This window comes from Methylobacterium variabile, from assembly GCF_001043975.1.
Lineage (GTDB): Bacteria > Pseudomonadota > Alphaproteobacteria > Rhizobiales > Beijerinckiaceae > Methylobacterium > Methylobacterium variabile.
Genome location: NZ_LABY01000030.1, coordinates 1 through 12,864, shown reverse-complemented (window position 1 = coordinate 12,864; position 12,864 = coordinate 1). Strand labels below are relative to the sequence as shown.

At 63.3% G+C, this 12,864-nt stretch carries 16 protein-coding genes; 5 read left to right on the top strand and 11 right to left on the bottom strand.

Annotation, left to right across the window (positions count from 1 at the left end; genetic code table 11):
* Positions 1-12: 12 nt before the first annotated feature.
* Both VQ02_RS36730 and VQ02_RS38050 read right to left on the bottom strand, forming a co-directional pair.
* The gene (locus VQ02_RS36730; RefSeq protein WP_157080500.1) at positions 13-225 is read right to left on the bottom strand and encodes a hypothetical protein; all 213 of its coding nucleotides are present in this window, start codon (positions 223-225) and stop codon (positions 13-15) included.
* A gap of 743 nt (positions 226-968) precedes the next feature.
* A complete protein-coding gene (locus VQ02_RS38050) occupies positions 969-1,370 on the bottom strand; it encodes a hypothetical protein (protein WP_167350709.1) in 402 nt (133 codons plus the stop codon).
* Between the two features lie 165 nt (positions 1,371-1,535).
* Here VQ02_RS38050 and VQ02_RS05090 point away from each other — a divergent pair, with 165 nt between their 5' ends.
* The gene (locus VQ02_RS05090; RefSeq protein WP_048443082.1) at positions 1,536-2,135 is read left to right on the top strand and encodes a PAS domain-containing protein; all 600 of its coding nucleotides are present in this window, start codon (positions 1,536-1,538) and stop codon (positions 2,133-2,135) included.
* A gap of 248 nt (positions 2,136-2,383) precedes the next feature.
* On the opposite strand, the gene VQ02_RS36725 is transcribed toward VQ02_RS05090, so the two are convergent.
* The 4 genes from VQ02_RS36725 to VQ02_RS05075 all read right to left on the bottom strand — a co-directional run bounded on the left by VQ02_RS36725 (position 2,384) and on the right by VQ02_RS05075 (position 5,992).
* Positions 2,384-2,623, bottom strand: coding sequence for a DUF6894 family protein (locus VQ02_RS36725; protein ID WP_157080499.1), 240 nt, complete (start codon positions 2,621-2,623; stop codon positions 2,384-2,386).
* 197 nt (positions 2,624-2,820) lie between these two features.
* Positions 2,821-4,140, bottom strand: a complete 1,320-nt coding sequence (locus tag VQ02_RS38975) for a putative bifunctional diguanylate cyclase/phosphodiesterase (RefSeq protein ID WP_053080236.1) — start codon at positions 4,138-4,140, stop codon at positions 2,821-2,823.
* A complete protein-coding gene (locus VQ02_RS38970; protein WP_053080235.1) occupies positions 4,141-5,505 on the bottom strand; it encodes a PAS domain-containing protein in 1,365 nt (454 codons plus the stop codon).
* A 112-nt stretch (positions 5,506-5,617) separates the two neighbouring features.
* Positions 5,618-5,992: a response regulator gene (locus tag VQ02_RS05075; protein ID WP_048443080.1), complete on the bottom strand. Its 375-nt coding sequence runs from the start codon at positions 5,990-5,992 to the stop codon at positions 5,618-5,620.
* Between the two features lie 334 nt (positions 5,993-6,326).
* Between VQ02_RS05075 and VQ02_RS05070 the strand changes: the two genes are divergently transcribed.
* Positions 6,327-7,853: a sensor histidine kinase gene (locus VQ02_RS05070; protein WP_048443079.1), complete on the top strand. Its 1,527-nt coding sequence runs from the start codon at positions 6,327-6,329 to the stop codon at positions 7,851-7,853.
* 86 nt (positions 7,854-7,939) lie between these two features.
* Here the strand turns inward: VQ02_RS05070 and VQ02_RS05065 are convergent, their stop codons facing one another.
* The 3 genes from VQ02_RS05065 to VQ02_RS05055 form a co-directional block, all read right to left on the bottom strand.
* The gene (locus VQ02_RS05065; protein WP_048443078.1) at positions 7,940-8,233 is read right to left on the bottom strand and encodes a hypothetical protein; all 294 of its coding nucleotides are present in this window, start codon (positions 8,231-8,233) and stop codon (positions 7,940-7,942) included.
* A gap of 127 nt (positions 8,234-8,360) precedes the next feature.
* Complete coding sequence (locus VQ02_RS05060) at positions 8,361-9,284, bottom strand: YsnF/AvaK domain-containing protein (RefSeq protein WP_048443077.1); 924 nt, start codon at positions 9,282-9,284, stop codon at positions 8,361-8,363.
* A 4-nt stretch (positions 9,285-9,288) separates the two neighbouring features.
* Positions 9,289-9,795, bottom strand: coding sequence for a YsnF/AvaK domain-containing protein (locus VQ02_RS05055; protein ID WP_048443076.1), 507 nt, complete (start codon positions 9,793-9,795; stop codon positions 9,289-9,291).
* Positions 9,796-10,156: 361 nt separating this feature from the next.
* Here VQ02_RS05055 and VQ02_RS05050 point away from each other — a divergent pair, with 361 nt between their 5' ends.
* Together VQ02_RS05050 and VQ02_RS05045 are read left to right on the top strand one after the other, a co-directional pair.
* A complete protein-coding gene (locus VQ02_RS05050; protein ID WP_048443075.1) occupies positions 10,157-10,357 on the top strand; it encodes a hypothetical protein in 201 nt (66 codons plus the stop codon).
* Between the two features lie 328 nt (positions 10,358-10,685).
* The gene (locus VQ02_RS05045; protein ID WP_053080234.1) at positions 10,686-10,967 is read left to right on the top strand and encodes a helix-turn-helix domain-containing protein; all 282 of its coding nucleotides are present in this window, start codon (positions 10,686-10,688) and stop codon (positions 10,965-10,967) included.
* Positions 10,968-11,094: 127 nt separating this feature from the next.
* On the opposite strand, the gene VQ02_RS05040 is transcribed toward VQ02_RS05045, so the two are convergent.
* On the bottom strand, positions 11,095-11,310 hold the full coding sequence (locus VQ02_RS05040) for a hypothetical protein (protein WP_048443074.1): 216 nt from the start codon (positions 11,308-11,310) through the stop codon (positions 11,095-11,097).
* Between the two features lie 23 nt (positions 11,311-11,333).
* Positions 11,334-11,543: a hypothetical protein gene (locus VQ02_RS05035; protein ID WP_048443073.1), complete on the bottom strand. Its 210-nt coding sequence runs from the start codon at positions 11,541-11,543 to the stop codon at positions 11,334-11,336.
* A gap of 257 nt (positions 11,544-11,800) precedes the next feature.
* Between VQ02_RS05035 and VQ02_RS05030 the strand changes: the two genes are divergently transcribed.
* The gene (locus VQ02_RS05030; RefSeq protein WP_048443072.1) at positions 11,801-12,694 is read left to right on the top strand and encodes a dienelactone hydrolase family protein; all 894 of its coding nucleotides are present in this window, start codon (positions 11,801-11,803) and stop codon (positions 12,692-12,694) included.
* Positions 12,695-12,864: the final 170 nt, after the last annotated feature.

Here is a 12,864-nt window from a genome sequence, read left to right as displayed (position 1 = left end):
CTGCGACGCCTCTCAGGCCGCACGGGACGCCTCCTCGATGGGGAGCCACAACCCGATCGGTGCACAGGCATTTCCGAAATCGAGAACAAGCTGTCGTAGCTTTTTTGCAGACGACCTCGCTGAAGCGGGCATGTCGATGGTGTCACCCACGGCCTTGACCGTGCCGGACAGGATCAAACTACCCAATGTCAGACATACGGGAGATTTCTCGGTGAGTTGCTGCATGGCCTTCCTGAAGCATGGTTGTTCGTCAAACAACGCTTGCGGGCCGGATCGGCGGCATCAAGCCTAATCACAAGCTTAACGGCAGTTTACTAGATTGTGCATGCAACCGGCGGCAGGCCGATGCGGAGGGAGTTACCCTGGAACCGCACTCTGCCAGCCCACGTTGAGTGTTGCACGACAGTGATCTTCATCGAGGCCAGAACGCCCAGCGAGGTCCTAACCCTCCGCTGGGCGTTCTCGTATTGGAAGGTTTGCGGTTGACGGAGTGATGATGAAGTCACCGAGCGTTTCAGAGGCGGCTCGATCCCTACGAGACGCTCTCGCGACTGAGGCAGCCGCCCGAGAGACAATGGCGCGTGAAGGCGCGGAGTTGGCTCGTGCTGCCGACCAAGGTGGTGATCCAGGTCTTGCGGCAACCTTGCGCTTCTTCACTCGCCATACCAGGGTCAGAGCGCTTGAGTTGAGCGGTACGGAAGCAGCACTCGGCGAAGTGCTCGCTGCTCGTGAGTAGAAGGACGAGTAACTCGACTTGCTCGTTCAGGAGCCCTTCGTCGGAACAGGTCGCGCGTAAGCTGCGTTGAGCTTCTGCAAGCAAGCGTCGGTTGCTTCCCTCAGCACAGCGCGTCCGTCGAGGTCCTAACGCTCTGGCGGGCGCGCTGCCGACAAGGCTCCGCCGGGCGCGTTCGGCGCCTCATGTGGTTTGAGGGAATAGGACCAAGGTACGAAGCATACAATCAAACGCCTCACCTCGCCTGTTCCGCCCTCGCGACTTCACGAATAAATTCGAGGCATCGCTGCCGCTGCTGTTGATCCTGGATGCCAATGAAAGCTCGCACCAACTCCAGGCACTCGTCTGGCTGAGGACAATCCGTGTGTGTGACGAAAGTGTCACTGGTGCTTCTGCGCTGCTGGGAGACATCGGAGGTCAGGTTCCAGGACCTTGACGCCGATTGGCTAAGAGCTTCTCCAATCTGGTGCTGTATCCTTTCCGCCTTTGCTACCATGGCTGCCGGTTCGGGCGGGTTTCCTGAGTGCCGCCCGAGATGTGACATGCCCTTCGTGGCGGTCTGATCTGAGCCAGGAAGGTCGACCTGTTCGGCATCGTTGCTCATCCCACAGGCGGGCAGGCCAGCCTTATCCTTCATCTGTCCATCTCCACCCGTTTCAATAAGGACACCGCTCCTATGTGGCAGATGAATGGCGGGCAATAACATAGCGCACGTTTCAATACAGACATTTGCATCGATCGTTGTATCTGGCTTAGCCATTGGAGATCGGGAGGTAACGGTTAGTTCGAAACGGAGTAAGGCATGAACGTGGTAGGTGTGGGCGGCAGCGTGAGTTCGGTCGGCGTGCCGTCCGTTGGTACAGAGGCAGTCGGATCCTGGGAGTGGAACATCCGGGCCGATCGGTTGTACGCGGATGATCATGTTGCGCAGTTGCTTGGTAGTAACATCTACGCCACGGAAGCGGGCACTCCCCTGTCCGGTTTTGCTGCCTGCATCCATCCTGATGATCGGGCCGCTGTCATCGAGCGGATGATGAACGGTGCCGCCAAGGGAGTCGCGTTTGTCGCGGAGTTCCGCATCGTGACTGCTTCCGGAGAGATGCGCTGGGTTCTCGCGCGTGGGCGCTACGATCTGGGTGAGAGCGGCGAGCCGCTCCGAGGGCGCGGCATACTCCTCGACATGACCGGGAGCCGGTTGAGTGACCAGCCCTATGGATGCCGGATCGGTTCACCTCCGGAAGACCCCCTGGAACGTGCGGCGGACCACTGTCTGGCGGCCCGCAAGGCCATTCAGGAGGCCGATCGACCTTTCCTGCTGAAGCTTGTGGACATGCTGCTTCTGGAACTCGGGCGCACTCTGGCCACGCAGTCGAAGAGAAAGCACCAGCGGACGATGTGCTGACACACGGCACGACTAGTAGGGCATGATCCGTCGCCTACGAGGCTCGAACACTCGATCCGAGGATCTCACATCGCCTCGCGCGATATGGTTGCGCGAGTAAAATACTACTTCTAAACACCGAGTGAACAGATAGACTCAGATTGTTGTGCCCAACGTATTTATGAGTTGTGTCGCGATACGGGTATTCAAATCGTGCTCAATTGACAAAAAACTCAAGAAATAGCAATAAAATCTGATCGATCTACCGTTTATTCGGATAATCTTTTAATCCATAACTTCAGCGATGCTGCAAAAATTGATTTTCCATTTGCATCTCTGACAGACACCGAAAGTGAATGCTCGTCCTGATGATCGGAAACATCATCGCGGACGATGTCGGGCAGAAGCTGCATCGCTGCGCGACGTACTTCGGCGAGATCGGCATATTCAGCACTGATCACATCCCGTGCCGGTCCGCCATCGTTGATGTCAAAGAAATACTCGGGCAACTTATCCTCCATCTCTGCCGCGCAGAGAACGCAATCGGCTCCTAAAGCTGAGTTCATGACACAGTCAAGGATGGAGATTGGATACGTTATCGCTGTGAGATGTGCGCCCACATGGGTTCGGTTTCGGTGCCCTGCGACACTGCGGGTTGCGATAGATGCCCAATTGATTGGGAACGAGCTTGTTGCAGAAGCGAATACTACCTCCCGCGTGGATGCGCTCTGCCCTGTCGCGCGAGTGAGGGCTCAGCCGTGCTCTTGCGCAGTCGGCTCCGGAGTTCTCCGCATGGGCAGGGTTGGCCGATGAGGAATCCCTGCACCTCTGTGCAGCCCTCCGCCTGAGCCATGTCGAACTGCTCCTGCGTCTCGACCCCTTCGGCCGTGACGATCATGCCGAGCCCCCGGCCGAGTGATGCGGCGGCCCGCACGATTGCTGCCGCTTCGGCCTTACTGCCCTCTGTGAGGAAGGAGCGGTCAATCTTCAGCTTGTCGAACGGGAAGCGGCGCAGGTAGCTCAGGCTGGAGTAGCCGGTCCCGAAATCATCCAGAGCAATGCGCACGCCAAGGCTCCGCAGATCGTGCAGCACCGCGCTCGCTCGCTCGTCATCGGCCATCAGCACGCTCTCGGTGATCTCAAGCTCCAGGCGCTCAGCAGAAAGCCCGGATGCGTCGAGGGCGGCGCGCACAGCCGGAAACAGGTTACCGTGCCGCACCTGCACGGTTGAGACGTTCACGGCCACCCGCACGTGCTCGGGCCAGCGCCGTGCTTCGTGAGTCGCGGCCCGCAACACCCACTCCCCGAGCGGGACGATCAGCCCCGTCTCCTCGGCCGCCGCGATGAAGGCACCCGGCGGCACGAGCCCTCGTGAGGGATGGCGCCAGCGCACCAGCGCCTCGGCCGACGCGATAGTGCCGGTCGCGACGTCGAGGATCGGCTGGTAATGCAGTTCGAACTCGCCGCGTTGGAGCGCGCGTCGCAGGTCGAGTTCCAGTCTGCGCCGCGCCTCCGCCTCCTCGTCCATCGCGGGCTCGAAGAACCGAAAGGTGTTTCGCCCCGCGTCCTTGGCGCGATACAGTGCGAGATCGGCTCGCTTGAGCAGCACCTCAGCCTTATCACCGTGGGCCGGGATGAGCGCGATGCCAATACTGACTCCGACCTCCGCCTCGTGGGCGCCGAGGATGATGGGTGCCTGCACCGCCTCGATCAGACGCCCGGCGACGAGCATCGCTCTCTCGGGCCCGTCACTCTGGTGGAGCAGAACGGCGAACTCGTCGCCGCCGAAGCGGGCCACGATGTCCTCGCCCCGCAGCGTCGCCTTCAGCCTGTGCGCGATCTCGCGCAGCAGGGCATCACCGGCGAGATGCCCGAGCGTGTCGTTGACGGCCTTGAAGCGGTCGAGATCGAGGCACAGCACCGCGCCCGACCCGCCCCGACGTTCCAGTTCAGCCAGCCGCTGGTCGAGGCGCTCGCGGAACAGGACGCGATTGGCCAGTTCGGTCAGCGCGTCGTGCCGCGCCATTCAGGTCACCCGGCTCTCGGCTGTCTTGCGGGCACTGATGTCGATGTGGGTGCCAACCACGCGCAGGGGGGCTCCTGCCGGGCCACGTGCGACGACTTTGCCCCGCGCCAGGATCCAGCACCAGCCTCCATCCTTGCGGCGCAGGCGATACTCGCTCTCGAAGCCGGGTGAGCGCCCCTCCAGGTGCTCGCCCATCCGCAGCAGCGCCTGAGACTTATCGTCCGGGTGCAGGAGGTGCACCCAGGTGTTCCGATCGACGCGAAGCTCGCCCGGCTCGTAGCCCAGCATCGTGCACCAGTGATCGGAGATCCAGGCCGCATCGGTAACGACGTCGTAGTCCCACAAGCCGTCACTGGCGCTGTCGAGCGCCAGGGCGAGACGCTCCTCGCTGGCTTTCAGGGCGGCCTCACTCGCCCGTAGCGCCTCCTCGGCCCGTAGACGATCCGTATGGTCAAGGCTGATCCCGGCAATGCGCACAGGTCGCTCAGCCTCGTCGGTGATGACACGGCCGAGGCCAAGCACGCAGCGCTCACCGCCGTCGCGCAGCGGCACACGGAACTCAACTCTATAGGTCGAGCACGTGGCCACGGCGCGCTCGATTTCCTGGCGCACCCTTGGCAGGTCGTCGGGATGGATCGTGGCCATCCACTCATCGAGCGTCACGATCGAAGGGTGATCCTCGGACAGACCGAGGTGCCGCAGCGACTCGGGAGAGAGGTGGGCCCGGTTGTCGAGGAGGCCCCAGTCGAACAGGCCCGCTCCTGCCGCCTCCTGGGCAAGGCGCAGCCGCTCCGTCACGGCGCGCAAGGCTTCATGAGCGGAGACGCTCTCCCGTGTCACCTCGTGCAGGTGCAGATGCGCCACAACGATGCGAGCGAGATCCTGAAGCTGGCGGCGCTGCTCGGGCGAGAACGGGCGCGGCTTGGTGTCCATCACGCACAGGCTACCGACCCGGACGCCGGGCTTCAGCACCAGCGGAGCGCCCGCGTAGAACCGAACGCCGTGTCGGCCGGTAACGAGCGGGCTCTTGCGCACGCGCTCATCGTGTCCCGCATCCTCAATGACGAGCACATTGTCGGAAAGGATGGTGTAGGTGCAGAACGCCGCATCGCGCGGCGTGCCGTCGATGTCGAACCCGCACCGGGCCTTGAACCACTGGCTCTCCTCATCAACGAGGGACACCAGAGCAATCGGCACGCCAAAGAGTGCCTGGGCGGTGCGGCAGACGGCATCGAAGTGCTCCTCGGGCGCTGTGCCGAGGATGTTGAGCGACCGCAGCGCCTTCAGACGGTCCGTTTCACAGGGTGGCAGAGAGGGCACCGCAACGCTCCAACGGATCCTCTCCGCATCCGGCAAAGGGATCATTCAGCGCATCAGTGCCATCGTGGTTGCTAACAGGACCTAAAATCAACCTCCAGTTGAGAATTGCTAACGGCTGGGTGGATCCGATCCTCCAGCCGATCTCAGCACGGTCCCCTCACCCAGCAGCCGCGATCGCTCGTAGAACGGCAGGAGCCCGATATGGTTTGGTAACGAACTGGCCGTCATCGGGCACGTCGTCGGGGTTTGGCTGAAAACGTCCCGACGTGATCACTAGCCGGATGTGCGGCCAGCGCTCCGCCACACGCTGAGCCAGCACGAAGCCGTTCATCGAGCCGGGCATGTCAACATCTGTAAAGAGGACACGGATGTCGGACCGTTGCTCCAGGAGTTGCCAAGCTTCATCAGCATTGGTTGCCTCAAGTACCGCGATCCCAGCATCCTCCAGCATCTCCGTGGCCATCATGCGCACCAACTCGTCGTCCTCGACGATCAGGACAGGCGATATGGCGGCTGATGGCGTGACTGACATGCTCTGCAAGGTACGTTGATGCAGGTTAACCCGGTATGAGGGATGTGGGCCGGGAGTGCCATCCTGTCCAGCTATCACATCGTGCAACACGTCCTTCGCAGGACCTCAGTAGCTTGCCTCGGCCCCTTCAGAGCGGAACCGGCGCCGGTTGTTGGTCAGGGGTGTGAAGCGCGAGTAAGGTCATGGGCCGGGTGCTCTCAAAGCCACGCCATGTGGACGCGTGACTGCTCACGAACCTTCCAAGTAATCACAATTACAAGTTGTGTTGCTGCTGACGCTATCGTCGCGGTAAGAGCGTAGCAGGATACCAGTCAGATGGCCTGGGGAAAGGGCAATGAAGAAGGGGCCTGCCCAGGTTCAGGCACTTGCAACGTGCTCCTGGTCAGAGAACGAGCGCGTCGTCGCATTGCGCGCCTACGACATCCTCGACACGCCGCCGGAACGGGCGTTCGATGACATCTGCACGATCGCCGCACAGGTCTGCCGGGCACCGATCGCCGTCGTCAACCTGATCGAGAACACCCGGCAGTTCTTCAAGGCCGAGATCGGCCTGGGTGTCCGTGAGACGCCGCTCGACATCTCGATCTGCGCTCACGTTATCCGTCAGCGTGGTCTCGTCGTGGTGCCGGACACCACCCAGGATCCCCGCTTCGCCTGCAATCCCCTAGTCACGGGCAATCCCCATCTGCGCTTCTACGCCGGGGCGGTGCTGGAGACCCGTGACGGGCTTCCCATCGGGACCGTCTGCGTTCTGGACCACACCCCACGCCCGCAGGGTCTGACGGGAGAGCAGGCCGAGGTGCTTCAGGCGCTTGCCCGTCAGGTGATGACCCAGCTTGAGCACCGCCGCCTCCTGATCACCCTGGCGCAGCGCGAGGCCGAACTGGAGCGGGTGCAGGAGATCGCGGGAGTCGGTGGCTTCGAGGTCGACTTGAGTCAGGGCTTCAGGAGCCTGCGCTCGCCTCAGTACCTGCGCATCCACGGCTTGCCTCCCGAGGCGGCCAGAGAGACGCATGAGGCGTGGCTTCGGCGCATCCATCCTGAGGATCGTGAGAGGATCGAGCGTCATTTCGTCGAGGCCGTGCGGAGCAGCGATACTGACTACCGCGCAGAGTACCGCATCATTCGCCCGGGCGACGGCGCGACCCGCTGGATCTCTGCCTCGGCCCGGATTGACCGTGACGTGAACGGGCGAGCGGTTCGCCTGATCGGCGCCCATCGCGACATCACAGAGCGGAAGGATGCTGAGGAGGCACGCGAGCTTCTCACCCGCGAGTTATCACACCGGATCAAGAACATCTTCGCGGTGGTAGGCGGGCTCGCTGCGTTGACGGCGCGCGGGAACGAGGCGGCCAGGAAGTATGCTGACGACTTCCTGAAGCGCCTGCGGGGCCTCGCATTGGCCCACGACTACGTTCGCCCCCATAGCCCGTCATCGAGCCACTTGCCCTCGGATCAGACGATCCAGGGCCTGCTTCGGACACTGCTTGCTCCCTACGCCGAGGACGCTCACGAGCGCTTCATCATTGAGGGAGACGATGCACGGGTCGGCGAGAAGGCCGCGACAGCCATCGCCCTGATCATGCATGAGCAGGCGACCAACGCGGTGAAGTACGGCGCCCTGTCGACGCGTGCCGGACACGTCACGATCCGGCTACGATGCGAGGGGGATACGCTGCATCTCGTCTGGCAGGAGCGGGGTGGTCCCGCCATCGCAGGGCCGCCCGAGCGAAGCGGGTTCGGAACCACGATGTCGGTCCGGACCATCGAAGGTCAGCTTGGAGGCGAGATCCGTCACGAATGGCGGCCGGAAGGTCTCACGATGTGCATCAAGGTGCCGATCGGAAGCCTCGCACAGTAGCGCTCACCTCAAGCCCTGGTAAGCATATTCTGCCAAGTCGAAACGGGCTCATCTCACATCCCTTGCGCTCGGGATACCTCAGCGGGTCAGGCAGTTCTGCGGGTATCAGGCACCAGGGTCAGTGGTGGACGACGCGAGCGCACAGCAACTTGAACTTCACTGAGTCCCTGGCTCTCGTTCATGACGCATATCCGATAGCCGAGTTGCTGGGCCACGGCCCGTGCTTGGTCGACGTTGGCCGTCGAGATCTGGCAGGAGAACGCCTGATCGCCTCGCGCGAGACGTGCGACCAGCAGGCCGATCTCGACACCCTCGTTGAACTCCTCGTCCCGACCAGGAAACCGGAGACGGAGCCCGTCCTCGACCTCGATATGACGCATCTGTGCCAAGCCTCCAGGGGCTATGCTCCCGCTGGAAGGTTAACCACGACACCAAAAAGCCCCTCCTTTGCAGGCGGGGCTCTTCCTTATTCGCTCGTGTGTGGCAGTCGTGCCGCGGTACGGGACTTCAGCGGCGCGTCGGATCCGTCGTGCCGGTGCGGCTGACCTGACCGCGTGCGTCCTCGACCTCAACCTCGGTGTGGCGCACCTTGTCCGATACGGTCTCGGTGCGCTGCTCGACCTCCTTGCGGATGCCGATCTCCTCCTTCACGCGCACGTCCTTCGAGACCACCGCCTCCTCGCCGCGCTCGGTCGCCTCGATCGTCCTCTCGGCCCAGAGCCGCTCGTCGCCGGGTGTCGGCGCCCGATCGACAGGGCGACGCTCGACCTGCACGCGCTCGTCACGCAAGGTGACCTGCTCCTGCACGGGCGTCTCCACCACGTAGGACCGCACCCGCACCCGCCCGCTCTCGGCCACGCGTTTGCCGACCCGCAGTTGCTCCTCGACGACGGGAATGACCTCGTCGCGGCCCGCTGTAGCTTGCGTCGTGCCCGAGGCCGCAGTCGCGCCCGTGCTCGCAGCCGTCGTGCCGACCCCGGCGGTGGCAGCACTGGCCGTGCCTGTCGTGCTGGTCGTGCCGCCTACGGCGGAGTTCGTGCTCGAAGTGGCGCTGTAGCCGCTCCAGCCCTGCTTGCGCCACTCGGCTTCGCGCTCATCGAGATGAACGGCCCCGGCACTCTCCAGAACGTCGAGGATCCCCGCTGCCTGGGCCTCGTCAGCGCTGATGATCAGCATCGTGCCGCCGCGGCTCATGCCCTCGGTATAGGCGTAGCGGTCCTCCTCCGGCAGGAACAGGTCCTTGAGCGAGGCCCAGAACCCGCCCTCATCCTTCTGGTAATCGTAGGAGGTGCGGTTGGCCGACGAGTAGGTGCCCTGGCTCTCGGGCGAGAGACGCATATTGGTCCGAGGCACCCCGGCCTGACCGAGCTTGTTGATGGCAGCTTCGGCCTCGCTGCGGGTGTCGAACATGGCGGTGATCGTCTGCTGCATGGGACTATTCCTCGTTGATCGTCTTGGGCGTGATGGTGCCATCGGGATCGATGCGCTCGACGATGGCGTGCTGCTTGTGCACCGTGACCGGGACCTCGACGTCCTGGCCCATGGTGGTCTGGTGGATGTGGATCTCTTCCTTGAGGACGAGGCGCTTCTCGACCACGAGGACTTCTTCGAGAACGGGGATGATGGTGACCCCTGCCTCGGTTCTGACCTGGGGAGCGACCTCTCCTTCCTTGATCACCCGATCCACCGGTACACGGGTCACACCGACAGCATCACTGCGAAGCGTCTCCCGGAGGATCTGCTCGGTGACTTCCGTCTGGGTTCTGACCCGCACGCGACCCGTCTCGACGAGGCGCCTGCTGACGTGCGCTGTCTCTTCCAGCAACGGAATGACAGCATTCTCGTACTCCTGAGCCGTGGACTGACGCGTGTGCTCAGGCTCGTTGGAATGAGCTTCACCACGAACGAGATCGTCTTCGGCTGGATTTGATCTGCCGTTCATCGTGGTCGCCCCGTTCCGCGTAAGAACTCGGCTGGGAACGATCGAGTTCCACCTTCATGTTAATGAAATTCACATCGGCAAAGCTTCAGACCGGAACGAATTTGCATGGAAACAATTGGACACTTAACCGCGTGCCATGCGTGTGGTGGCGGCGTACTCGCGCCCATTGGTATGTTCGAGATGCAATAGCGAGGCGGCGGACATCGATGACACGTTCGGGCGAACTCCCTCGACAGGGCGGCGCGGCACGTGGCCGAGGCGGAGGCCCGCGCTCCTCCTCTGGGGGCACGAGCCGCACCATGCCGCGCAGGCCCGCCTACCTAAAGGTCTAGGGCGATGGACGCACGACGCGGCGGCTGAGGTGAACCTCGAAGACCTTGACGGCGACGACGCCCAGGCGCGCGACGCAGGCCCGTTTACCTCGCTCGCTCGCATCAGTACCGTCGAACGACCCAACGACCCCGCCCTCCTCACCAATTGCGCCAAGCTGTTCGCCGGGGGATCGCGGGCCGCGAACACCCGCGAGGCGTACCGCTTCGATTTTCGGCACTATGAGGAGTAGGTGAGGCGCGTCGGCCTCGACGCCCTGCCCGCAGCACCACAGTCGAAGCCAGCCGCCTTCGCGACCTCGCTCAAGCTGTCATGGAGACCTTCGATGTCGGATCTCTCGAAGTTGCTGGCGCGCAGGACCACGGGTGCGAACCCAGGACGTCGACCGAGTCCACTCCGGTTCACCCGTAAACCTCGTCCTTGAGTGGTCCCAGGCGGATGGAATGCCCGACACGCCGCAGGCAGCCATCGTCCTGGCGCGCCGCCGCATGACCCTGCGCGGGGCCCACGCGGCCCTGACGCGCCTGATCGACGTGGGATAGGCGGTTGTCGAACTACCGATGGTCGAGAGTGTCGAAGCCGTCATACGGGAGTTGGCCGCGACGTACATCCGCGCGGCCGTCTACCGGCCTCCCGAGCGGGTGAACCCTGCAGAGGTGCGCGAACGTCTGCATCTCACACAGGAGCAGTTCGCGCTGGCGTTCAGCCTCGATACGGCGACGCTCCGCAACTGGGAGCAGGGCCGCTCAGAGCCTGACCGAGCCTCGCGGAACCTGCTGGCCATCATCGCCACGGATCCGGGTGCCGTAGTGGGATTGCTGGCGCGATTGCGAGACGTTTAGCGCGGGGTCAACCAGCAAAGGCTGACCACCGTCGACGAGATGCGTCTGTCCCGAAGACAGACAGGCCAAGGCTCACGACGGCGACGGCTTCTGAATATAGAGGGCCGTGCCGGGTAGGTGGTCAGGGTCAGGCGGCAAGAAGTGCTAGATCGGCGACCTCGCAGCTATCGGCGCGCAGGCGCCAATCGACGACCCGCATCGCCTCGCAGAACCGCGCCTTCGCCTCGTAGAGGGCTGACACTTCTGAGCGCGCAGTGATAATCACCCGCTGCTGCACGATCTGATGGTCGCACCCGCAGGAGTCCGAGACGACTTTGTGGAAGGTGACAAGATATTTGTGCATTGCCTAACTCCACTTCTCTCTGATCAGAGCGCTAACTGCATCAGGCAGGTCGTGAGCAGCGCGGCGCCCATCGCCAATGCGAGCGCCTGTGCGCTGGCGATCGAGCGATACCCTGAGATGTCCGTGACAATCGGGCGTGCCTGGGTCTGGTGCGACGGCGGCGCCATCACCAGGACTGAACGTCGCCCTTCGGCCTGCGCCATTGTGGCGGGACTCATGCTCAGGATCGTCATCGAAGCCTCTCGGTTTCCAGGGCGAGAGCATTTTGCGCGAGTCGATCAGCCGGGCTTTGATCTGGCGCAAAACTGCCGAGATGATTTCAGATATCTGTCGTGTGGTTGGAGGCGCGCTCGCGGTCGGCGGATGCCGTTCCCTGTGCTCGCGAACTCGCCCTCTGATTGAGCGTTCCCGATTGCGATCTGCCCGCTTTCAACCAAGTTGGGCATGCCGCACGATGCGAAACGCCGCTGGCTCCTGGTAGAGAGTGCAAATGGGTAAGGTTCGCGGAGGGAGTGCCCGGCTGGTCCAAGCGAAGCTCGCCCGAGCGCTCGTTGTTGGACTGGCTTTCCTGACATCCTTGACCTCCGCGGCTGCGTGGGAGCGGGTCGCCTTCCCCTCGAACGATGCCGACCTGAGCGCCTCGGCGACAGCGACGACCATCACGGGCTACATCTTCCGTCCGGCAGGGGCCGGACCCTTTCCGGCGGTCGTGGCCCTCCACGGCTGCGCGGGCCTGCTCACCCCCGGCAGCAGACACCTTGCGGTGCAGCACCGGGAGTGGGGCATGCGTCTGGCCAGCCTCGGCTACATCGTGCTCTTTCCCGACTCCTTCACGGCCCGCGGGCTCACGGGGGTCTGTCGGTCGGTGGATGTCATCCTGCCAGGGCGAGAGCGCACCCGGGACGCCTACGGGGCCCTTCGCTACCTACAGGCTCAGGCGGACGTTCGCCCAGAAGCGATAGCCTTGATCGGCTGGTCCGAGGGAGGTTCGACGGTGCTGTGGGTGGCGAGCGCTTCGACGAGGGCTCGCCCCAAGGACTTGCGGTCGGACTTCCGGTTCGGGATCGCGCTGTACCCGGGCTGCCAGTCCGCCTCGCGGGTGGGGATCACACCCGCGCTGCCGGTGCACCTGTTCGTTGGCGAGGCGGACGACTGGATGCCTGCCCACTTCTGCGAGGCGCTCGCGGCTCTCCACGCCAGTAGAATCACGCTGACGGCGTACCCCAAGGCGCCGCACGGCTTTGACGCGCTGAACCAACCGCTTCACACGCTGACCAATGTCGAGGCTGCGCCGAAGGGCACGGTCACTGTAGGCACGGAGCCGAGGGCCCGGGCTGACGTGCTGGCGCGTGTCCCGGCTCTCCTGGAGCAACTGCGGCGCTAAGATCCTCGCGGCCTGTTTCAACCCCGTTCTAACTTCTGGCTGATCGCGCTGGGTTGGTTAGCGGCATGTTGTTTGTCTTTCACGAGTTACAGGGTTCCGATTTCTGGTCGGCGAAAACCCGCAACGCGTATCGCTTGGCTCGCACAAGGGTAAGCGCTCGGTGACGCTTC